The following is a 23,367-nucleotide window of genomic DNA, read 5'->3' on the forward strand; positions in this document are numbered from 1 at the left end:
AAATTTCCAACAAAAAACCTGTGAAGCGAACTTCCTGCTCCACAGGTTACTTTAAATTATTAATTAATTATACGCGACCGAATCCAACTAGGAATTTACCCCAGCCAGCGCCGTGGATATTATCATACTTAACGCCATTGTCTTGCGCGTTAATCATTTGACCATTACCAACGTAAATACCAACGTGAGAAATTCCGCTACCATAGTCAAAGAATACTAAATCACCAGGTTTTGCTTGTGATTCGGAAATTCTTGTAGTGCTAGCGTATTGTGCGCCAGAAGTACGTGGAAGAGAAATTCCAGATTTAGCGAATACATATTTAGTGAAACCGGAGCAATCAAATGTAGTTGGTCCGTTACCACCCCAAGAGTAAGCTTTTCCAAGATGTTTTTGAGCTTCAGCGATTAAAGCACTTGCGCTCGCATTGTTAGTGGAACCTTGGTTTGTGTTAGTATTCGTGTTCGTGTTAGTATTTGTGTTTGTGTTTTTTGATGGTGTGCTTGCATTTGTATTGTTGTTTGTTGTGTTTGTTTTATTTGTGTTAGTAGACGGAGCAGGAGCTGGTTTCGCAGCTTGAGTTGGTGCTTTAGTAGTTGTTTGTTGTTCCGTTGCAGTTTCTTTTTTCTCAGTAGTAGCAGTATTCGCATTTGAATTTTCTTTTACTGCTGGAGCTGTTTGTTTTTCAGCTGCAGGAGCTTGAGTTTTTGTTTCTGCTTTTGGAGCTACTGTTTTAGTTGGTTGTTTAATAGCTAATTTTTGACCTACATAAATAGAAGAAGAAGATAAATTATTCCATGACATAATATCTTGAACAGAAACACCGTACTTCACGGATAATGCCCAAATTGTGTCGCCGCTTTTAACGTTATGTGTAGTAGCATTTTGGTCTACTACTGGAGCTTCTTTAGTTTCAGCTGCTTTTGGTGCAGGAGCAGTTTGTTGTGTAGTTGGTTGTTTTACTTCTGTTTTTGCTTCTGTAGCAGGTTTAACTTGTTGTGTCGTTTCTTTTTTCACTTCTTGTTTAACAACTGGAGTGCTAGTTGCTTTGTCTGTTAAGTATTTACCGTTAACGTAACCAGTTTTTCCATCATTGTAAGTAATTTTGTGCCAACCGTTTGATTCTGTTGTTTCAACAGTTACTTTGGTTCCACCTTTAATGGAAGTAAGAATGCTGTGGTCAACTCCAGCGCCAGAACGTACATTAAGCCAAGTTGCGCTAACAGATTTCTCTGCTTTTTCTTCAGTAGCAACCTCGTTTACTTGTAGTTTTTGACCTGGTACGATTTTATCAGTGGTTAAATTGTTTGCTTTTTTAATGGCGTCAACAGTAGTCCCTTTGCTCTGAGCGATACCCCAAAGTGTATCTCCAGCTTCAACTACTACTGTGCTTGCGGATGCGATAGTTGGTGCAGCAAATGCTGTAACCGCAATCCCAGCTGTAGCCGCGATAGTTGCTTTTTTCATATTCATAAAACTCCTCTCTTTTTTTCAGAAAATCTCAGTACGCAATTAGTAATTGAGAATTAATTTTATAGTGATTAATACTTAGTTTACCCAGTTTTTACGCAAAAAACAAATAGATAAAAGCTGTTATAAAGAGAGATAGCGGACTATACCAACTATTTGTAATGAAACTGTAACAATTAAAAAGCGAACGTGCATTCTTAGGGCTTGAGATGTACTGCTGGGGAGTCCTTTAAGGTGTAAGTAAGATATGAACAAAAAGCAACAACTTTCGCTATGGGAAACCTATTGCTTTTTGTTAATAGAAAAATTTAATACATTTGTAATATTATTCTCATCAGTTTTTCCTTTTTTCTAAACCTGAAATAAATTGCCAGATGACTTTGTGTTATTCTATAATAGAAGGTATGGAGGATATTATATAATGAGACAGAATTATGATGATCGCAAAATTGTGAAACAGTATCGAGAAATAGCCCGTCAAATCGTTAGAAAAGAGGGCTTATATAAAAATATGGACCAAGATGAACTTCGCGAACAAACGAATTTTTGGCGCGAAAAATTCAAGACAAAACCAATGACTGAACGAGATAAGATTAATATTTTTGCATTAGCAAGAGAAGCGGCAAGTAGAATTATTGGTTTGGATGCCGTGGTCGTTCAATTAATTGGTGCGCTTGTTCTTGGTGATGGCAAAGTGGCAGAAATGAAAACCGGTGAAGGTAAAACATTGATGTCTTTATTTGTGATGTTTATCGAAGTGATGCGTGGCAACCGTGTTCACCTTGTTACTGCGAATGAATATTTAGCAAGACGGGACCGGGAAGAAATCGGACAAGTGTTAGAATATCTAGGTATTTCAGTTGCTTTAAACGAATCTGGTTTGGATAAAGATCAGAAAAAAGCGATTTATACAGCAGATGTCATTTATGGAACAGCTTCTGAATTTGGTTTTGATTATTTACGTGATAATATGGTCCGTCAAAAAGAAGATAAGGTACAAAGTGGACTTGATTTTGTTTTAATCGATGAGGCAGATTCCATTTTAATAGATGAAGCAAGGACTCCTTTACTTATTTCTGATCGTAAAGAAGAAGATTTATCGCTTTATCAAACGGCAAATGAACTCGTGCAAACGATGATGAAAGATGATTATGAAATAGAAGAACATAAGCGTTTTGTCTGGTTGAATGATGCGGGGATTGAAAGAGCTCAAAAATTTTGGGGCGTTGAATCACTTTATTCCGCGGAAGCACAGGTGGAACTTCGAATTACAATGCTTCTAATGCGTGCTCATTTTTTGATGCATAAAGATAAAGACTATGTCGTTCTTGATGGGGAAGTTTTAATTATCGACCCGCATACTGGTCGCGCGCTTCCAGGTCGTCGCTTTAATGATGGACTTCACCAAGCTATTGAAGCAAAAGAAGGCGTGGAAGTAAAAGAAGAATCGCGCACGCTTGCGACAATTACAATTCAAAACTATTTCCGAATGTATAAGAGACTCTCTGGTATGACAGGTACGGCGAAAACCGAAGAAGAAGAATTTCGGCAAATTTACAATATGGATGTTGTCGTAATACCAACAAATTTACGCGTCAATCGTGAAGATATGCCCGATGACATTTTTTATACGAAAAAGGAAAAAGGAAGAGCGATTGTTTATGAAGTTTCTTGGCGTTATGAAAAAGGTCAGCCAACACTAATCGGAACTTCTTCTATTAAAAGTAACGAGTGGATTAGTAGTCTGCTTGATGCTGCAGGAATTCCTCACCAAGTTTTAAATGCTAAAAACCACGCCCAAGAAGCGGAAATTATTGCCAAAGCCGGGAAACGTGGCATGGTAACTTTAGCAACGAATATGGCTGGACGAGGAACGGATATAAAGTTAGATCCGGATGTTCATAAACTCGGTGGATTAGCAGTAATCGGGACAGAACGCCACGAGAGTCGTCGTATTGATTTACAGTTAATGGGGCGTTCAGGTAGACGTGGTGACCCCGGTTTTAGTAAGTTTATGATTTCATTAGAAGATGATTTATTAGAGCAGTTTGAAAGTAAGAGTTGGGAAAAACTGTCTACGAAACTTAAGCGTAAAGCACCTCGTGATGGAAAACCTGTTAACTCGCGTAAAATTCACTCTGTCATTGTAGATGCTCAAAAACGTTTAGAAGGTGCAAATTACGATATTCGGAAAGATTTGCTTTCTTACGATGAAGTAATCGATTTACAACGGAAAATGGTTTATAAAGAGCGCGATCAACTGTTAGAACGAAATAAACTAGGTGTTTCTTCTGAAAAAATTCTTCGAGAAGTCGCGGAATATTCATTTATTCATCCACTTGAACTTGAGGAAGAAGAGCTGGAGAAATACTATAGTCGTCAAAAAGAATTACTTGGTGGCACTAAATTCCCAATTTCCTTCGATCAAGTGACATTAATGGACCCAGTTGAGGTTGTGGAAGAAATAGTTGCTTGGCATAAGAAAGAACGTAATAAATTCCCAGTTGAAACAATTACTGCAATTGAAAAAGAAGTGTATTTAAACTTGATGGACCAAATGTGGGTAATGCATCTTGACGCTATGGTTCAATTACGGGAAGGAATTCATTTACGCGCATATGGACAGCAAGATCCGCTCGTTATGTATCAAAAAGAAGGTGCTCAATTATTTGAGAAATTCCAAGCTGACTATCATTTCTATTTTGCACATGCTTTACTTGAATTAGATCCAGATGGATTGATTCAAGGATAAATTACAACTTACGCCTGATTTTTTTCAAATTTATGGGTAATTTAGTGAGAACGAGGGTATTAACCTATATAATAGTAACAAACAAAAATAAATTTAGACAAAAGAAGGTGGAAAAGTGAAGGGGACATTAACAAAATTCAAACAGTTTTTTATTGAGAACAAGTTTGTACTAGGACTATTAATTTTCTTGCTAGTAGCGCTTGATATTTATGTATTAACAAAGATTGCCTTTATTTTTGATCCACTAATGGTAATTCTTAAAACCGTTGCTGCGCCAATTATTTTAGCGGGAATTTCCTATTACTTATTTAACCCAATAATTGACTGGCTTGAGAAAAAAAAGTGGAAGCGAGGCTGGGCAATTGCCTTGTTATACTTAGTAATTATCGGTTTAATCATTCTATTATTTAGTTTTGTTATTCCAGCAGTGAAAGATCAAATTGTTAGCTTATTTAAATCTTTCCCAGGTTATTGGGATCAAATCACCCAAAAATTTGACGAATTTAGTCGTTCGAGCTTGTTTGATCAAATAAAAGATAAATTAAGCACTAATATGAGCGATATTATGAAAACTCTTTCGACTAAAGGAACTTCCGTTATTAATAGCGCGATTACAAGTATTGGAAGTATTGTTGGAACGGTTACCGAAGTTGTACTAGCAATTGTAACTACACCGCTTGTATTATTTTACTTATTAAAAGATGGGAAAAAATTACCGGATTTCCTATTAAAAATGTTGCCTGTAAATGGTCGTGCGCATACTCGCCAAGTACTTGGTGAAGCAAACCACCAAATTAGTTCTTATATTCGTGGACAAATTATTGTTAGTTTATGTATTGGTATTCTGTTATTTATCGGTTATTTAATTATTGGCTTACCATATGCATTAACGCTTGCGATCATTGCCGCATGTACTAGCATTGTTCCATATTTAGGACCAGCAATCGCAATTACACCAGCTATTATTATCGCAATTGTAACTTCTCCTTGGTTATTAATTAAATTAATTATTGTATGGTGTGTTGTTCAATTATTAGAAGGTAAATTTATTTCGCCTCAAGTAATGGGTAAAACATTAAAAGTACACCCTATTACAATTTTATTCGTTATTTTAGTAGCCGGAAATCTTTTCGGTATACTCGGAGTTATCTTTGCAGTACCAGGTTATGCTGTGCTTAAAGTAGTTGTAACACATGTATTTATTTGGTTCAAACGAGTTTCAGGGCTTTACGGAGAACAACCTGAGAGTGAGTATGTTGTAACGCCTCCTGAAGAAAAAGAATAAAACTAACAAGAGTTCTATTAGTTAGAAAGGTATTTTCTAGCTTAATAGGGCTCTTTTTTTGATGATTAAAAGTGTTCACAGAAAAGACATAATTTTTTTCTTTACAAGATGAGTCCGGTAATAGAGCGGTTTTTATGTAAAATTTTTAACGTTTACTAAAAAGAATGTGATAAAATTTATTATTTTTCATAAGTTGTACATATTTTTGAAGCTCTTTTCGTCATAATATAAAGATAACGCATGACGAAAGGAGAAACAAAATGATTTTCAAAAAAACATTAATTGTAGGATTAATTGGCATAACTTCAGTCACACTTTTTGCACCGTCTGCTTTTGCAGTATCTTCAGAAGGGGATTCAAAAGCATCAATTAAATTTAAAGCAGGAACTGGGGTAGTTAATCCGGTTGACCCAGAAGATCCAACGAAACCGATAGATCCATTAGACCCAAGTAATCCGACTGATCCGGGAACTGGAAATACTGGTTCGCTAACAATGGATTATGTATCTTCTGTGAATTTCGGGGAACATGAAGTATCCACTACGGAACAAAGCTATTCTTCCACTTCAAGAAAACCGTTTATTCAAGTATCTGACCGCCGCGGAACAGGTGCTGGTTGGAAGGTTACTGCAACAGCAACTGCCTTTAAAGACGAGGATGGAGCAGCTTCACTATCAGGAGCTAAACTATCATTTAAAAACGGAGAAACAGTTTCTTCAAGTACAACAGCAACAACGCCAACTGCTGTTCAAACAGTAGAACTACCTACCGATGGAACTTCAATTGTAAATGTTGTTTCGGCAAAAGAATCTGAAGGTATGGGGACTTGGGTTAATCGTTGGTTTGGCGCGACACCTAATGATGCAGCTAGCTTAAATGACAATGTTAAGTTAATGATACCAGCAGGAAGTGCAACTCTAGGAGACCATGAAGCAACAATTACATGGACACTATCTGACGCACCAGGTGTTTAAAAAATTTGCGTTTAGAATTTCATTTCTAGACGCAAAATTTTTATTAAAGACGATGAAAGGAAGGTTTAATTGAAAAAAAGTTTTCTTAGCATATTATTCCTTGTTCCATTATTAGTGACATTCGGCAATTTTACAGAAGCAAAAGCAGCGGAGGGAGATGTCGGCTATTCCGTTCAAGCTAATATTCCCGCCAATCAAATAGACAAAAAACAAACCTACTTTGACTTGAAAATGAAACCAAACCAAAAGCAAACAGTAGAAATAGATGTAATGAATAGTTCAAATGAAGAAATTCAAGTAGAAGCATCCATCAATTACGCGTCAACCAACCAAACTGGTGTGATTGATTACACGAAAAATGACCTTTCTAAAAAAGACAAAAGCCTGAAGTACCCATTACCCGCATTAGCTACAATACCAGACGACCAAAAACTTCTAACGATACCTGTGAATGGCAAAAAAACCGTTCAAGTTACGATTGAAATGCCAGACGAATCAATCGATGGAGTTGTTTTGGGCGCAGTACAGTTCAAAAAGAAAAATCAAACGGAGACCAAAAAAACAAAAGGTGTCTCACTTAAAAATGAATATTCCTATATTGTTGGTATGCAGTTATCTGAAACCGACAAACAAGTCAAACCACATATGAATTTATTAAGTATTAAACCAACTCTTATCAATTATCACACAGCGATAGTTGCCAAATTACAAAACGACCAACCAGTTATTATCAAAAACCTAAGCATTGATGCAAAAGTGTATCAAGATGGCTCGAATAAAATGCTTTACCAAACTAAAAAGGCAGATATGACGATGGCACCAAATTCCAATTTTGACTTCGGGATTGATTGGGAGAATAAACCGTTAAAAGAAGGTAAATATAGATTAAAAATGTCTGCTACAAATGGCGTAGAAACTTGGAATTGGGATGAAACATTTACGATTGGTAAAAAAGATCAAGATTTAAATAAAGAAGCAGTGAATTTGAAACAAACGAGCCAGTGGTTGTATGTTGCGATTGCTGCAGGTGTTTTACTTATAGTATTAATTATTATACTAGTAATTAGAAAACGAAGAAATAACCAAGAAAAATAAAGAAAGGAGCTGGCACATTGGCTTTCAAAAAATTAATGATTGTATTGACCATAGCGGCTCTTTTTCTAAGTTGTAACCTAGTAGTAGATGCTGAAACGGGTAGTGATAATTTAGCAGCAAATGAAGCGGTAGTCACTAATTTCGCGGAACTGAAAGCTGCCATTTCAGAAGATAACGGGATTGATACTGTTTATTTAGGAGCAGATGTTGAATTATCTGGAGGTATTATCATCCCAGCTTCGAAAAAAACTTTTACTTTATCAGGAAAAAATCCAGCAACTGGTGAAATTCACACGTTAACAGAAACGATGGCATCATCTGGGGCGCAGAGCAGTGTCATCACAGTTAACACAAATACAGGCACAAAAGAAACCACGTTAAAAGATATCAATGTGATTGGGAAAAACTACTATGGAACTATTTCGGTTTACGGGGCTGCAAAAGACGTCGTTCAAAACTATGAAAATGTTCATTATCAAGGTCCGCAAATGATTTATAATCTAAATGGAATAGCTAATTTCAAAGGGACAAATGATATAACGATTGCCTCCGTTGTAAGCGGATCAGCAGCAGTAAATGAAGTTGCGGAAATTAAAGGAGTAAACGTTTCTGGAAAACTAAATATTAATCACGCAAGCGGAAATGCGAATAGTGCGTTTTGGTTTGGTGGTGGAACAGCTGATGTCAATACTTTTACAGTTGAAGAAAATGCAGATGTAACCGTGCTTTCTAACGGGACAGGGATGTTTTATCGCTCAGGCACAAAACCAATTGATATTGATGTAAAAAAGAATGCGAAATTAAATATTACCTCTAACAATAATATTTTTCGTGATACACCAGGTGGGGCGGTTAAAATTGCTGAGGGCGCCGATGTGACAATGACAAAAACTGCTGGCTCTAATCCACTTCTTTGGTCAGCGGATAATATTACCGTCAGTCCAAATGCTCGCTTAATTTTAAATAAAACAGGCGGAACTGGCTATATTATCCAATTTTATAATGCAACCGCGAAATTAGATATTCAGGATCCTCTAAGCTTTTTGGTTGCGACGAATAGTAATACGCCAATGTTTTACTGGCCTTATGCAAATACATTTAATTTAGACGCACAATTGGTAAATTACTGGAATACAGCTGGAGCAATTGATCGGACAGACCAACCAGCACAAATTTTTAATTTACCGAGTGGGGAAAATGTTACTGGGAGTCTAACTTATTCAGGAACAACAACAAAAATTCTGTCTACTAATGCTGGAATGACGCCAACTAATTTCAATCAAAATACGGCGCGTATGATTGCGATGGGGCGCCTTGAAGGAACGATAAATCCAGTGACGGATGGAGAAAGTGAAGTCACCGGAACAGCGACACCAAATGCATTTGTTAATATTGCGTATACAGAAAATGGTGAAAACAAGCTATTATCAGGACAAGCAGATGACACGGGCAATTATCGAATTGCTATCCCGAATGGCTTTATTAAACCTTACACTGATCTAGTAACAACAATTACACAAGACCAAAAGCGAATTACATTAGATCCAGTAACTGTAAAAGATGTGACTCCTCCAAGCGGAGATGCTGTTCCGCAAGTATTAAACATAGGGGATTCGCTCCCAGATGCACACCATTTAGTTACGAACATTACTGATCACTCAGATGGTACGACAGGTGAAGGTGTTACTATTACCATACTAAATGAACCAGATACGAATGTTTTTGGACCAACAGAAGCCATTGTTAGAATAGAAGACAAGGCGAATAATTACGCTGATATTCATGTGCCAGTTTTTATTAAAGATGATTTGACAGAAATTCAAGATGAGCAAGCATTACGAGCAAAAGATTTTTCCGTAAATGTAAAAGACCTTATTAATCTTAATGATGAAGAAGTGAAACAATTCATTCTAGATAAATCGGAAGCAAAAGCATTCAATATCGTAACTGGTAAGGACTTAACGCCTGATGTGAAAGTAACAAGCACAAATCTAAAAAAAGAAACAGGAACTTACACAGCCACCATCCAAATTGGAACTTTGACAAAAGAAATTACCATTCAAGTAACTGGTGAGCTGAAATTCAACCATGTGCCAGCAACAATGTCTTTTGAATCAATCGAACTTAATAATCAAAAAAGTATCGCGAAACGAAACACGGATTTTGATTTATCTGTACTTGACTCACGAGGAGCAGGTAGCAAGTTCAGCGTGACAGCATCAGTGAAATCACCGCTAACTTCAACAACGAATCCAGCACACACGTTACCTAATGGGCTTATTTTCATCGATAGCAATGGTGAGAAAAAGCCACTTTCAGAAGAACCAATTACTATCTACCAGTCCAATGCGACCGATGACATGATTGTTCCCATTACTTGGGCAGAAAATCAAGGCATCCTTGTAGAAGCAGATGCGGCTCACGCTTATACGGATGAGGACTACGAGACAACAATTGAATGGACATTGACGGATGCTCCGTAGAAAACCTGTTAATTAAAGTTAACAGGTTTTTTGCGTTATAAGCCCTTTGTTTTTCTATATCTAGTCGTTTCTCGTATAATAACGATAAGTAATATGCGAAAGGTGGAAGCAAATGACTTCAGTAATGTGGTTTCGTAGAGATCTTCGAGTAAATGATAATAAAGCTCTTTATCATGCCTGTAAAGAAGAAGATTTAATTTTGTTATTTCAAGTAAATCCAGAACAATTTATCAAAGGAAGCCCTAGTCACCAAGCATTTTTCGCGAGTGTAGCTCATTTTCAACAAGAACTAAATAAAAACACCCATTTGCAAATCATGTTTGGCGAGCCAATCGAGCTCCTAAAACAATTAAAAGAAAAAATACCAACTTGGGATAAAGTTTTCTTCAACCGCGATGAAACAGGCTACGGAGCGAGTCGAGACGAGGCTGCCCGAGCATTCTTTGCTGATAAGGAAATCACAGTTCACAGCTATCACGATAGTTACCTTCATTCAGCTGAAGAAGTGAAAAAATCCGCCACAGAATACTACAAAATCTTCACTCCTTACTACAAAAAATGGCGCGAAGAAATAAAAGAAATGCCTTTAAAAGTCACTTTAAAACCAGAAAAAATTAGGAAAGAAAGCTTATTTCCAAATTATGAGGAACAGTTTAGAGAACTGATTCAAGATTTACCAGCCTTTGATTCCGGTGAAAAAGCAGCGAATACGAGACTTGCAAACTTTGTAAAAGAAGATTTAGCAGACTATGACAAAGCAAGAGACGTCCCAGCGCTTGATAAAACGAGTCATTTATCACGCTATTTACGAACGGGAGAGATTTCGATTCGTACGGTTTGGCAGGCACTTCAAAAAGAAGAAGCTACAGAAGGACGAGCAACATTCGAAAAAGAACTGTGTTGGCGCGATTTTTATAATATGATTTATGTTTCTTTTCCAAAGCAAAAAAATGAGCCTATTCAAGAAAATTATCGTTTTATTGAATGGGAAAATAATCGCGAATTTTTCAAGAAGTGGCAAGACGGGCAAACTGGTTTTCCGCTTGTCGATGCTGCGATGCGCCAATTAAAAGAGACGGGCTGGATGCATAATCGGCTAAGAATGATCACGGCTTCCTTTTTAACGAAGGATTTACTAATTGATTGGCGTTTTGGCGAAAAATATTTTCAACAAATGCTAATTGATTACGACCCAGCGAGTAATATTGGCGGTTGGCAGTGGGCGGCTTCGACTGGAACAGATGCAGTACCGTATTTTAGAATTTTTAATCCAACAACCCAATCGGAAAAATTTGATCCAGATGGTACATTTATTCGGAAATATGTAAAGGAATTACGGGACTTGCCGGATAAATTCATTCATCAACCAGAAAAAATGTCTGAAACAGAGCAAAAAGAGCATGGTTTGATTTTAGGAAAAGATTATCCGCTTCCGATAATCGACCATAAAGAGCGACGAAAATTAGCGATTGCGCGATATGAGTTTAGCAAGGAGCATTCTAGGGGAAATATATAGATAATGAATCAATCATTGAGTTAAATGATTGATTTTTTTATGGCAGAAGGTAAGCAGAGTGAGTCTTGAGCAATCTTTTAGGAGTAAGATCCTAGGTATGTTAAAATTCACTTATCAAGTGATAAGGGGGAATCTAAATGGCGCAATTTTTAAAGCTATTTGTAACAAGTGCTGTAGTTTTCTTAGTTTTTGATCTTTTTTGGTTGCTCGTAGCTTCTAAGAAAATGTATCAGCAGTTTATCGGGGATTTAATGGGGGATGTAAGGCTTGCTCCAGCAGTAATTTTTTACTTTATTTATGTAGTTGGGGTTACTTTTTTCGTATTAGTGCCTGGAACGGAGAAAGGTAGCTTAGGTTATACGATTTTAGCCGGAGCATTATTTGGTTTAGTTTGTTACGCTACGTATGATTTGACGAACTTAGCAACATTAAAAGATTGGCCGATTACGATGACCATTATTGATCTCGTTTGGGGAACGGCTGTGACGACTGTGACTTCCGTAATTGTCTACTTTATTAATCTGCATTTCTTCTCAGGAGGAGGTTCGCTTTGAAGGAGTCGGAGAGCAGGCTTCTATTACAAAGCATGTTGAACGGGGCAGCTGAAGTAATTAGTAAAAAAGATGAGCTAAATCGAATTAACATTTTTCCCGTAGCAGATGGTGATACAGGGAGTAATTTAGCTTCTTTAATGCAAGCGATTATTGATAATGTGTCGCCACGAGAATACTCCACGAAAGAACTACTTGAAGAAGTGGCCAGCGCAGCACTGATAGGAGCACGTGGCAATTCCGGAATGATTTTTGCCCAATATTTAAATGCGGTTGCCGAAAGCTATCATCATTTGGAATCTACCTTTGATGGACTAGTCGAAGCATTTCAAAAAGCAGTTCATAAAGCCTATGAAGCGTTATTAGATCCAAAAGAAGGTACTATTTTATCGGTGATGAAGGCTTGGTCTGAGGCGCTTGCTGGGACATATGAGCAAGAACGTTCTTTTCAACAATCGCTCTTAAATGCGCAAAGAGTTGCGGAACAAGCGTTAATTAATACAGAATTTCAAATGGCTATTTTACGAAAGAATCGGTTAGTCGATTCTGGGGCGAAAGGTTTTTATTATTTCATTGCCGGGCTGACCAAAGCTTATTGCGGGGGAACAGTTTCTACACCAAATAGTTATGTGGAGCAGGAAACTCGGCAAGAACACACTCATTTTGAGACAAGTGAACCGATTTATCGATATTGTTCTGAATTTATTATTAAAGAAGCGACCATCTCCCATCAAACATTGCGAGAAGTCCTTGCGCCAAAAGGAGATTCCTTAGTGATTGCAGGGAATGAAAAACAAATTAAAATACACATTCATACAAATGAACCACAAGAAATATTAAGTTTACTATCAGAATTTGGAAAAATGACCTATCAAAAAGTAGACGATATGCGACTTCAATATGAGGTAACGAAAAATCCACGAGCAAAAATCGCGATTGTAACCGATTCGATTGCTGATTTACCCGAAGATTTCTTATTAGAACATCAAGTGCACGTTTTACCGATGAATATTTTAGCCGGGGAGGAAAATTTTCTCGATAAATTAACAGTTGGACCAACTTTGATACAACAAAAACTAACGCAGCAACATAAAATGAGCACGGCGCAACCTACCATTCGAACAGTCGACGCATTATTATCGTTCTTAGAAAATAAGTATCAACATGTACTAGTTATTGCAGTTTCAGCTAAATTAAGTGGGACGTATCAACTAATCAAGCAACGAATTAAAGCGCGCGATTTGTCGCCGGAATGGATTCGCGTTATTGATTCCAAGTTGAATTCCGTTGCTCAAGGGCTTCTAGTAAAGCAAGCAGTGGAATTAGTGGAAGCTGGAAAGCCTTTTGATGAAGTTACTCAGAAAATCGAACAGTTAACTGCTCAGACATTTATTTACGTTGCAGTGGCTGATTTGGCACCAATGGTTGAGTCTGGTCGGATACCGCGGATTTTAGGCAGGTTAGCACAGAAACTTTCTTTATATCCGATTGTTAGTCTGGACAGAAATGGCGAAGGAAAATTGATAGGTGTGTCATTTAGTCAAAAACAAAGTATGAAAAAAGTCATTAAAAAAGTTGCAAAATTACAACTGAAAGAGCTTGCTATTACGCATGTTTCTTCAGAACGTGATGCGAAACTTTGGCAGAAAGAACTTGAGGCAAAAATAGGAGGAAATAGCTATTTAGTGGATAGTTCAGCTGCAATTGCCATCAGTGCCGGACTTTCCAGTGTCGCGGTCGCAGGGATTAAAAAGGAGGAAACAATATGATGTATTGGATAGTAGCACTCGCTTTACTTGTCTATTTTGTACTTTGGTTTATCATTTCAAAAATAAAAGGTAAATATTCGCTGGTAGATATTGCTTGGGGCGGGGGATTTGTTGTTGTTGCTTGGACCGGATTTTTAACTACTTTTAGTGTAACGACGCAAAGTTTGACGATTCTTATTTTAGTTACTTTATGGGGCGTACGTTTATTTTGGCATTTAGCACGTAGAAATTGGAACAAGCCAGAAGATTATCGCTACGTTAATATGCGCAAACGCTGGGGAACGACATTGGTTAATTTAAAAGCCTTTTTAAATGTTTTCGTTTTGCAAGGTGTTCTCTTATTTATTATTGCTTTACCAATCACGCATACTTTTGCTAATGAATCAGCGGAATTTACTTGGTGGCAAATCGCAGGAATTGTAATATGGATTATCGGTTTTGTGTTTGAAGTTGGTGGCGACCTCCAGTTAGAAAACTTTAAAAAGAACCCAGCTAATAAAGGAAAACTACTAACGACAGGTTTTTGGTCTGTTACAAGACATCCTAATTATTTTGGTGAAGCTCTTAGTTGGTGGGGTGTATTTTTAGTCGCTTTTACACAAATAACAGATCTTTGGCTGATTACTAGTCCTATTGTTATCACTTTATTATTACTATTTGTGTCCGGCGTCCCACTACTTGAAAAAAAATACCAAGACCGCGAAGACTTTCAAGCTTATGCCAAAAAAACCTCTAAATTCTTCCCTTTTATTGGTAAAAAAGGTCTGTAAAAGTACTGATTTAAGTAGGAAGGTGCTATTAATTGCTATTTGCCGACTAGTGCGAGTAGAATAAGAGTTGGGTATGAAATAACATGCCTAAATACAATACTTATGAGGCGAGAGGGGTACAACAGATGAAAAAAGAAAAAACAGTGTTAATTATGAATTTCGATGAAGAAAGTATTTCTTATCAAGCTTTCTCTGAAATGAAAAGATTGCACCAAGAGCGCAAAATCATTGGTTATCAAATGGCAGTTGTAAAACATGAGCCAGGAAATAAACTTGTTGCACAAGATTTTCTTGATTTTACTGGTGCCGATAAAAACATGAAAGATAGCCTTATTGGTATGCTAATTGGTATTTTAGGTGGACCATTTGGTATTTTGATTGGTTGGATGGTTGGAGCAATCGTTGGTTCCATGCAAGATGCTGGCGAAGTGAAAAACGCTCTATCCGTATTTGAAAGAACGTTAAAAACAATTCCAGAAGGTTCGACAGGCGTTATCTTAATTGCGACAGAGCAAGAATTAGCTAATGTAAACGATGTTGTAATGGATGAGTTACATGGTCGTGTACAACGCATGGATGAAGCAATTGTGGCCGAAGAAATTAAAAGCGCTCAAGAAACAGAAGGAAAAGCAAAAGATTCTGCTAAAAAACATTGGTTTGGAAAATAAATCAGCTAAATGAGGACAGAGAAATCTGTTCTCTTTTTTTGTTTTAATAAGGATAAAATGGGGAAATAAACAACATAAAACAGTCAGATAGAAACTTTTTTCAAGATGGTAACGCTTAACTCATTTTTATTTTCTGAAAACTATTTGCATCAAATTAAAAACATGCTACAATAAACAAGTTGTGAATTTCACAAGAAAATTTTTTGTTTGGAGATGAAATAATTTGGATGTTGAAAGTAGTCCATTAATGCAGAAAATTGATTATAGTACGCGCAAAAAAATTGATTTAGTAAATAATAGTATTCTTCGTTATATCGTGCGCGCGATGTTAGCATGTTTATTCTTAACACTAGGGACTGCGGTCGCTGTTATGATTGGTGATAAAGTCGATCATTTTGCACCCGGACTTGGTAAAATCACCTATGCATTTATGTTTAGTTGGTCGCTCGTTATGATTATTTATATGAATGCTGAGCTGGGTACTTCTAACATGATGTATATGACAACAGGAGTTTATCAAAAAATTGTTAAACCTGGAAAAGCATTACAAATTTTGATTTTATGTATTGTTTGTAATTTATTGGGTGGAATTCTTGCAGGGTACTTAGTTTCTCTGACATCTGTTTTCCATAATTTACCTGCTGACCACTTCTTATTTACTGCCGTTAGCGGTAAACTTGAAAAAGCGCCATTACAAATTTTTGTAGAAGGTATTTTCGCCAATATTGTTGTAAATACGGCCGTGCTTTGTACACTTCGAATGAAAGATGATGCTGGTAAAGTCATTGCGATGATTTTCATTATTTTCATCTTTGCATTCTTAGGATTCGAGCACGTTATCGCCAACTTCTCATCATTCTCATTAGCATTTTTCGCTTCTGGTGGAACACTTGCTGCAATGACAGCGGGCAATGTGACCGTCAATTTAGTCCTTGCTTTACTTGGGAATTTTGTAGGTGGTGGCCTTGTTATCGGACTAGGCTATGCATGGCTTAACCGAACAAAATCAATTTATAAAGACTAATAAAAAAGTTACCTCAGAAATTTTCCGAGGTAACTTTTTTTATATGCTTTTAACAGGTAAATTATTTAAAAATGACCGAATGAGCGGCTCGAACTTCGGTACTTCCTTTTCAACTAGAAAAGCGTCATGACCGTATTCAGAGGCCACTTCATGATAAGTAACCGGCACATCCCATTCTTTTAAAAGTTCATAACCGCGGCGCAAATCGTGAATTCGGAAAAGTTGATCGGTCGTAATGCCAATCAGCAAATACGGAATTTTAATTTTTGAAAAAGCGGGTAAATCATCTTTTGCGGGAGCCGTAACGTCAAATAAATCAATCGCCTTTGTTAAATATAGATAACTATTCGCGTCAAACCGCTCGACAAAAGTATCCCCTTGATATTGTAAATACGATTCAATTTGAAAATGCTCTTTTGAGAAAGCGGCAGGCGAAGACTCGGCGACAGTGAAACGTTCAAACCGCTTGGAGAAAAGTTCGCTCGTCCGGTAAGTCATCATTCCAACCATTCTCGCAGTAGCAAGCCCGCCCTCAGGTTGACCAATATAGTTGCCGCCATTAAAGTCGGGATCATTCAGAATCGCCATCCGCATAATTAAGTTATAACCAATCGCATCAGGTCCGGCAGCAAGTGGGGAGGCGATGTTGATAATGCTATCTGTTATATCGGCATAATCAATCGCCCATTCTGTGGCTTGCATTCCACCCATCGATCCCCCAATCACCGAAACAATCCTTGTAACCCCAAGTTGTTCCAAAAGTTCACGCTGCACTTTAATAATATCTTTAATTGAAAATCCGGGAAATTGTAACCGGAAAGGCTCGCCTGTTTTTGGATTAATCGAGGAGGGGCCAGTCGTTCCACTACAACCACCAAATACATTCGTACAAACAAGAAAATATTTGTCTGTATCAATCGTTTTCCCCGGACCAATATAATCATCCCACCAACCAGGGGCGTCATCTTCAAAATGTTTCGCCGCATGAGCTGTCCCAGTGAGCGCATGTTCTAACAAAATACAATTATCGCGTGAGGCAGAAAGTGTCCCATACGTTTCATAGCCAACTAAAACTGGACTTAATGTTTCCCCGTTTTCAAGTAGAAGAGGACTTTTTTGAAATAGTTCTTTTTGTTGTAAGGTCACTTCTCTTCACTTCCTCCTAAATTTGCTCTAGTGCTTTCGTTAAATCTTGAATAATATCATCCGCATTTTCGATTCCGATAGAAAGACGGATGGATTCTGGTTTAACGCCAGCTGTTAATTGTTGTTCTTCGCTTAGTTGTTGATGAGTCGTTGATGCTGGGTGGATTATAAGCGATTTTGCGTCGCCAACGTTGGCTAGATGTGAGAATAACTCCACAGATTCGATAACCTTTTTCCCAGCCGCGTAACCACCTTTAACGCCAAAAGTGAAAATGGAACCAGGTCCTTTTGGTAAATATTTTTGGGCTAAATCGTGGTATTTGTTGTCTTTTAAGCCAGGATAATTAACCCAAGCAACTTTTGGATGGTCATTTAAGAAATTCGCTACTTGTTTCGCATTTTTCACGTGTTGCTCAAGTCGTAAAGATAATGTTTCTAGCCCTAAAATGAGCAAGAAGGCGTTGAACGGGGAAAGTGCGGCACCAGTGTCACGAAGGAGCGAGACACGGAGCTTGGTAATATAGGCCGCCGCACCAACATCATTCGTATAAGACAGCCCGTTATAACTATCATCAGGTACAACGAGTTTTGGAAACTTCCCATTTGCCCAGTTAAATTTACCAGAGTCAATAACAGCGCCACCAATTGCAACCCCGTGACCACCGATAAATTTGGTTGCCGAGTAAACGACAATATCTGCACCAAAATCAAATGGGCGATTTAAATAAGCGGTCGCAAAAGTATTATCAACAATTAGCGGGACATCAGATGCGTGCGCTATCTCAGCTACTTTTTCAATATCAATAATATTAATATCAGGATTACCAATCGTTTCAATGAATACGGCTTTCGTATTTTCTTTCATTGCTTTTTCAAAATTTTCAGGTTCGTTAGGGTCGACAAAAGTAACATCAATGCCAAACGTTTTAAATGTATGCGAGAAAAGAGTGTGTGTGCCACCATAAAGTGTTGCCGCTGCGACGATATGATCTCCGGAACCAGCAATATTTAAAATCGAGTAAGTAATAGCGGCCATGCCTGAAGCCGTTGCAACAGCGCCAATGCCACCTTCAAGTAAAGTTAACCGTTCTTCTAAAACAGCTGTAGTAGGATTCATAATTCGTGTATAAATATTTCCGGTTTCCTGTAAACCAAATAAGGCTGCGGCATGTTCTGGGCTATCAAATGTATACGATGTTGTTTGATAAATTGGTACGGCTCTAGAATGCGTATCTCCGTCCGGTGTATGTCCGCCGTGTACTTGAATTGTTTCGAATTTATACTCATTACTCATAAAATCCACTCCTCTTTAATATGTATTTATCAGTAATTTCCATCAAAAAACCTCCCTAGCAGTATATAAGCCGCCAGAGAGGATAGAGTTTCCTAAACTTGGATTTCCGACTTATCTTTCAGAATATACTGCTGGAATTAGCACCGTGAAAATAAATTCCGGTTGCTAAGGCTTCAAAGGGCCAGTCCCTCCACCTTTCGTGATAAGAAAATACTATTAAATTAAGTTATATATTACGCTGGATGAAACAAATTGTCAACTAAGTATTTAAAAAGTCCAAAAATAGCACTTGTCTGTGGAATTTTTGTGACAAAGCTGTTTTTTAGACTAATATTTCACTTTAAAAAGGTTTTAAAATCCATTTTTTAGGCTATTATAGTTAAGACTAATTATATTTCATTAAAAGTGGGGTTAGATTAGCACAAATAAAGGGGAGTTGAAATAAAAATGAAGACATTTACACGTATTCTTGTTTTATTAGCAGGGATTGCGATGATTGTACTTGGAATTTGATTCTTATTCCATCCAGGTATTTCATTATTAACCTCAACATTGATGATCGGTTTCTTATTACTGATTTCAGGTATTTTCCACACAATTTCTTATTTCTCAGATAGAAAATCACAAAATGTTTCTGGGTGGGTACTAGCTGACGGAATTTTATCCATCTTACTAGGTTTCTTGCTATTATTTAATGAATTTGATGGAACATTAACACTTGTATTGCTGTTTGGTATGTGGGTATTGTTTGCTGGTATTATGCGTACAATCGGCGCATTCACTGCTAAACAAAATAACGTACAAGGCTGGGGCTGGATTTTAACAATTGGTATTATTGGTATCATTGTTGGTTTTATCGCTCTATTCAATCCAGTTGTCTCCGCAATTGGTATCGTTCTTGTTGTAGCGATTTTCTTCATCGTTCAAGGTATCGGCGCAATTGCAACATTTTTCTTTATTGGAAAAAGTTATTAATAAAAAAAACAAGCCCGTTTATTTTAAGCGGGCTTGTTTTTTTATTTTGCGATTATATGTATGGTTTATAATTGTCTTTTAGTTTTTGTCTATGAACATCGAAGTTCTTTACACGCCAAGGTTTCGGCGATAAAGAAATAACACCATCTTCTTCAAGTTTACGCAAGTTAGTAGCAACGTAAGCTCGAGCTAGATTTAAGTAATTGCCTAAGATTTTTTGAGTAAAATAGTATGGAATTAAGCAAGAACCGTCTGATTCAATTCTTCCAAATCTCTCTCCACAAGCAATTAATCCAGCCAAAACTTTCTCACTAGAAGGCAAATTCACATAAGCTTCTCGCTCTAACATGGGGGAAACCATACTTTGCATAAGTGAGTTCATTTGCCAAAATACATCTGGTGAGCTTAAGAGTTTATTCAAAACATATTTACGTTCAAATTGATAAACACTAACTTCACTAATAGACGTATAGTTTGCAGGTGATTTGGCTCCTCCAAGTAATGTAAGCGGACCGATAGAATCTTGTTTACCTAAGAAGCTAATAATACTATCTTCTTTACACGTATTTTTACTCATCGAAACGACCCCGTCTTCAATAATATAAAAGTAAGTTGTTTCCGCGCCTTCTGTTAAGATTTTTTGGTTGCGTCTAAAACGAATTCTCTTATATGGAAGAACCGCTTCATTTGAATCTTTTAACAAGTCGAGTAAATCTACGTTGTAAAAATTATTTTCCTCATTCAGTAATGACATATACCGAGTCCCCTTTTCTCAGTGTTAATCATTATCATTATATAGGAGATGAGTCGAAATGTGTATTAATGGGACTTATGATGCTCTAAGTAATTTTGCTTTAATTAGACGATCACGAATGAGAATACCTAATAATGCAGCGAACACCGCTTTAATAATACCAGGAATAATAAATGGTACCATCCCAGTCAAAAATGCAGTCGGCCAGTCAAGACCTGTGCTAACTTTAAGCCATAAAACACCGAAAATTAACGTAACGATGGCTCCTAAAATATTAGCAACGATTGCATAAGGAACAGTGAATTTTGTTTTTTCGAGCAACCAACCTGTAAGTAGTGCATTAAAAATAAATCCGACAATAAATCCGCCAGTTGGCCCAAAAAGAATCCCAATTCCTGCTGTCATCCCTTGAAAAACCGGAATACCAACTGCTCCAAGCACGATATAAACTAAAACAGATATGGTACCGTGACGAGCTCCAAGAATTGTTGCTGCTAAACCAATTGCAAATGTTTGCCCAGTAAGTGGAATAGGGCCAAGTGGAATAGCAACTTGTGCGAGTAAAGCAATGATGACTGCGAATAAAGCATCTACGACTAAAAATTTCAATTTCTGATCACGCATAAACGTATCTCTCCTTAATGTAAACTTAATACTAAATTAGGTTAACATTTATTAAATAAAAAAACAATACTATTTTTTTCTAATCAGTACCTTGCAATGAACACTAGTGTATGATAAACTATAGTGGTAGTGAACAATATATAGTAGTGGTTACTTATTACTAGTGGTAATTTAGCAGAATGGAGGAGTTAGCATGGAGGTTAACCCGCAATTCAAAAAAGGTGTGTTAGAACTATGCTGTTTGTTTTTAATTCAAAAGAAAGATTGTTATGGTTATGAATTAGCAAATCAAGTTTCTAAATATATTGAGGTTGCAGAGGGAGCTATTTATCCGGTACTTAGAAGATTAGTTAAAGAAGAGTATTGCTCCACTTATTTAGTAGAATCAAATGAAGGTCCATCAAGAAAATATTATCAGCTGACGGTAAAAGGAGAAATTTACTTGAATGAGCTTATCTCTGAATGGAATAATTTTACAGATAGTGTTGCTAAGCTTTTAACAGAGGGGGAAGCAGTAAATGAATAAACAAGATTTTTTAAATGAATTAAACCAGCGCTTAGAATTGCTGGATCCAAAAGAGCGGAGAGAACTATTATCTGACTATCAAGAGCATTTTAGAAATGGTGTGGAAGCTGGGAAAAGCGAAGAACAAATCGTCTTTGATCTTGGAAAACCGGAAGAAATTGCGGCAGATATTTTAAGTGAAAGAGATATTCGCGAAGAACAGGTAGAAGCAGATTATTATTATGTACCTCGAAAAAATCAAAATGAAAATAGATCTGTGAGTAAACAAGTTTTAATTGGAATAGGTTTATTTTTCCTAGACATCTGTCTTATTATTCCGATTATGGTTTCGCTATGGTCACTCGTTATTTCACTTTGGGCAACGGTTGGTGGATTCTTGCTTTCACCGGTAATACTTGGCGTAGAACTATTATTTGGCGCTGATTTTGAATTTTATCAAATGTTTATTTCCATTGGGCTTGTAGGACTGGGCCTCATGCTGCTGTTTGTAGCAAATGCACTTACTAAGTTTACAAGTAAAGCTACTATGGCTATTATCCAGTGGCACAAATATGCGGTCAAAGGAGGCGGAAAAAATGCGTAAACATCATTTAAGTAAGAAATTATTTTTCGCCGGTTTGGTGCTATTTATTATCGGAGCTATCGGCGTGGCAGTCACAATGAAATCAGGCACTATGATTGAAAAAGGCGAACCACTAACAAAACAGTGGGACTTATCGGCTGAAAATATTAATACAATTGCCTTTTCTTCCGAGCGAGATGTACTAATTGAATGGAAAGAAAGTACAACAGGCAAGAATTATATTGAACTCAAAGGAAATTACTCTGCAAATGACAAAAAAGCCATTCAAAAATTAGAACCAGTCTCTGAAGACGGAACCTCATTTAATATAACAGTTCCTGAAGAGGATGATTGGTATAACAACTTTGGCAAAATCTACGCTTACGGGCAACAAAAAGTAACTGTCTTTTTAACAAAAGATACGAAATTAGCTGATTTAAAAGTAAAATCTCATTCAGGAGATATTAATGTTTCTGATTTTAAAGTAAAGAAATTTGTTAGTTCTACAAATTCTGGTGAGTTAAAAGTGAATAATTTAGAAGCAAATAGCGCTCAAATGGCTACTTCTTCTGGAGATTTAGATTTATCGAATATTAAAGCAAATACGTCAATTGAAACAGGTTCAGGAAAAACTGAACTTACTAGTTTGACGGGCGATTTAGAAGTAAATGGTGGTTCAGGAGATGTTAATGCTACTGGCGTTAAAGCGAAAAAACTTAAAATTGCTATTGATTCTGGTGACATCGAACTGACAAATAGTACCGTTACAGACTTAGCCGTTTTAACAACTAGTTCCGGAGATATTGATGCAAATACAAAAGGGAAAGTACAAGCTGAATCTGACTCAGGAGCGATTGAACTTGCTGGCGTAACGAATAATGTAACTGCGAAAACGAGCTCAGGCGATATTGATGTTGCCTTTAACAAACAAGTAGAAAATATCGAAGTCAATTCAGATTCTGGCGAAGTCGAGCTGAAACTACCAGGTGATTTTAAAGCTATTTATGAAACAAAAAGTAATTCTGGTAGCATTAAAGCACCAACAAGTGATTCTAATACCGCTAACCGTGTAACTGTGAAAACTAGTTCCGGAGATATTACAATCGAAAAATAAAAAATCAATGCGCTAAT

19 protein-coding genes, 1 pseudogene and 1 riboswitch are annotated in these 23,367 nt (G+C 37.0%); of the genes and pseudogenes, 15 read left to right on the forward strand and 5 right to left on the reverse strand.

Annotation, left to right across the window (positions count from 1 at the left end; all coding sequences use genetic code 11):
* Window positions 1–67: 67 nt before the first annotated feature.
* On the reverse strand, window positions 68–1,465 hold the full coding sequence (locus PQQ29_RS03310; RefSeq protein WP_010990501.1) for an invasion associated endopeptidase: 1,398 nt from the start codon (window positions 1,463–1,465) through the stop codon (window positions 68–70).
* Window positions 1,466–1,889: 424 nt separating this feature from the next.
* Here PQQ29_RS03310 and secA2 point away from each other — a divergent pair, with 424 nt between their 5' ends.
* The 11 genes from secA2 to PQQ29_RS03365 all read left to right on the forward strand — a co-directional run bounded on the left by secA2 (window position 1,890) and on the right by PQQ29_RS03365 (window position 16,355).
* The gene (gene secA2, locus PQQ29_RS03315; protein ID WP_003770737.1) at window positions 1,890–4,220 is read left to right on the forward strand and encodes an accessory Sec system translocase SecA2; all 2,331 of its coding nucleotides are present in this window, start codon (window positions 1,890–1,892) and stop codon (window positions 4,218–4,220) included.
* Window positions 4,221–4,335: 115 nt separating this feature from the next.
* Window positions 4,336–5,505, forward strand: coding sequence for an AI-2E family transporter (locus tag PQQ29_RS03320; RefSeq protein ID WP_003760732.1), 1,170 nt, complete (start codon window positions 4,336–4,338; stop codon window positions 5,503–5,505).
* A gap of 260 nt (window positions 5,506–5,765) precedes the next feature.
* Complete coding sequence (locus PQQ29_RS03325) at window positions 5,766–6,479, forward strand: WxL domain-containing protein (RefSeq protein ID WP_003760735.1); 714 nt, start codon at window positions 5,766–5,768, stop codon at window positions 6,477–6,479.
* Between the two features lie 69 nt (window positions 6,480–6,548).
* Window positions 6,549–7,574, forward strand: coding sequence for a WxLIP family cell surface protein (locus tag PQQ29_RS03330; protein ID WP_010990502.1), 1,026 nt, complete (start codon window positions 6,549–6,551; stop codon window positions 7,572–7,574).
* A gap of 17 nt (window positions 7,575–7,591) precedes the next feature.
* Window positions 7,592–10,057: a hypothetical protein gene (locus PQQ29_RS03335; protein ID WP_010990503.1), complete on the forward strand. Its 2,466-nt coding sequence runs from the start codon at window positions 7,592–7,594 to the stop codon at window positions 10,055–10,057.
* 112 nt (window positions 10,058–10,169) lie between these two features.
* On the forward strand, window positions 10,170–11,573 hold the full coding sequence (locus PQQ29_RS03340) for a cryptochrome/photolyase family protein (protein ID WP_010990504.1): 1,404 nt from the start codon (window positions 10,170–10,172) through the stop codon (window positions 11,571–11,573).
* Window positions 11,574–11,710: 137 nt separating this feature from the next.
* On the forward strand, window positions 11,711–12,127 hold the full coding sequence (locus tag PQQ29_RS03345) for a DUF2177 family protein (protein WP_003760747.1): 417 nt from the start codon (window positions 11,711–11,713) through the stop codon (window positions 12,125–12,127).
* A 32-nt stretch (window positions 12,128–12,159) separates the two neighbouring features.
* The gene (locus PQQ29_RS03350; RefSeq protein ID WP_049781570.1) at window positions 12,160–13,893 is read left to right on the forward strand and encodes a DAK2 domain-containing protein; all 1,734 of its coding nucleotides are present in this window, start codon (window positions 12,160–12,162) and stop codon (window positions 13,891–13,893) included.
* A complete protein-coding gene (locus PQQ29_RS03355) occupies window positions 13,893–14,663 on the forward strand; it encodes a DUF1295 domain-containing protein (protein ID WP_072218637.1) in 771 nt (256 codons plus the stop codon). The genes PQQ29_RS03350 and PQQ29_RS03355 overlap by 1 nt, the downstream gene beginning before the upstream one ends.
* Window positions 14,664–14,788: 125 nt before the next feature.
* On the forward strand, window positions 14,789–15,331 hold the full coding sequence (locus tag PQQ29_RS03360; RefSeq protein WP_003760760.1) for a DUF1269 domain-containing protein: 543 nt from the start codon (window positions 14,789–14,791) through the stop codon (window positions 15,329–15,331).
* 223 nt (window positions 15,332–15,554) lie between these two features.
* Window positions 15,555–16,355 carry a formate/nitrite transporter family protein gene (locus tag PQQ29_RS03365; RefSeq protein WP_003760764.1) on the forward strand — a complete coding sequence of 267 codons (801 nt, stop codon included), beginning with the start codon at window positions 15,555–15,557 and terminating at the stop codon, window positions 16,353–16,355.
* A gap of 39 nt (window positions 16,356–16,394) precedes the next feature.
* Here the strand turns inward: PQQ29_RS03365 and metX are convergent, their stop codons facing one another.
* Window positions 16,395–17,501 (reverse strand): homoserine O-acetyltransferase MetX, encoded by a 1,107-nt coding sequence (gene metX, locus PQQ29_RS03370; protein ID WP_003760766.1) that lies wholly within the window; start codon window positions 17,499–17,501, stop codon window positions 16,395–16,397.
* 16 nt (window positions 17,502–17,517) lie between these two features.
* Window positions 17,518–18,795 carry an O-acetylhomoserine aminocarboxypropyltransferase/cysteine synthase family protein gene (locus tag PQQ29_RS03375; protein WP_010990507.1) on the reverse strand — a complete coding sequence of 426 codons (1,278 nt, stop codon included), beginning with the start codon at window positions 18,793–18,795 and terminating at the stop codon, window positions 17,518–17,520.
* Window positions 18,796–18,903: 108 nt separating this feature from the next.
* A riboswitch (SAM riboswitch) is annotated at window positions 18,904–19,004 on the reverse strand.
* A gap of 238 nt (window positions 19,005–19,242) precedes the next feature.
* Here PQQ29_RS03375 and PQQ29_RS03380 point away from each other — a divergent pair.
* Window positions 19,243–19,770 (forward strand): annotated as a pseudogene (locus tag PQQ29_RS03380) (HdeD family acid-resistance protein).
* A 52-nt stretch (window positions 19,771–19,822) separates the two neighbouring features.
* Here the strand turns inward: PQQ29_RS03380 and PQQ29_RS03385 are convergent.
* Window positions 19,823–20,524 (reverse strand): Crp/Fnr family transcriptional regulator, encoded by a 702-nt coding sequence (locus tag PQQ29_RS03385; RefSeq protein WP_010990509.1) that lies wholly within the window; start codon window positions 20,522–20,524, stop codon window positions 19,823–19,825.
* A 75-nt stretch (window positions 20,525–20,599) separates the two neighbouring features.
* Complete coding sequence (locus PQQ29_RS03390) at window positions 20,600–21,148, reverse strand: biotin transporter BioY (protein WP_003727258.1); 549 nt, start codon at window positions 21,146–21,148, stop codon at window positions 20,600–20,602.
* A 193-nt stretch (window positions 21,149–21,341) separates the two neighbouring features.
* Between PQQ29_RS03390 and PQQ29_RS03395 the strand changes: the two genes are divergently transcribed.
* Genes PQQ29_RS03395 through PQQ29_RS03405 form a run of 3 tightly spaced genes read left to right on the forward strand, consistent with a single transcriptional unit; the run spans window position 21,342 to window position 23,350 of the window.
* The gene (locus PQQ29_RS03395; RefSeq protein ID WP_003732635.1) at window positions 21,342–21,674 is read left to right on the forward strand and encodes a PadR family transcriptional regulator; all 333 of its coding nucleotides are present in this window, start codon (window positions 21,342–21,344) and stop codon (window positions 21,672–21,674) included.
* A complete protein-coding gene (locus PQQ29_RS03400) occupies window positions 21,667–22,257 on the forward strand; it encodes a DUF1700 domain-containing protein (RefSeq protein WP_003760781.1) in 591 nt (196 codons plus the stop codon). The genes PQQ29_RS03395 and PQQ29_RS03400 overlap by 8 nt, the downstream gene beginning before the upstream one ends.
* On the forward strand, window positions 22,250–23,350 hold the full coding sequence (locus tag PQQ29_RS03405) for a DUF4097 family beta strand repeat-containing protein (RefSeq protein WP_010990510.1): 1,101 nt from the start codon (window positions 22,250–22,252) through the stop codon (window positions 23,348–23,350). Before PQQ29_RS03400 ends, PQQ29_RS03405 begins: the two co-directional genes overlap by 8 nt.
* Window positions 23,351–23,367 lie beyond the last annotated feature (17 nt).

Source organism: Listeria innocua (assembly GCF_028596125.1).
Lineage (GTDB): Bacteria > Bacillota > Bacilli > Lactobacillales > Listeriaceae > Listeria > Listeria innocua.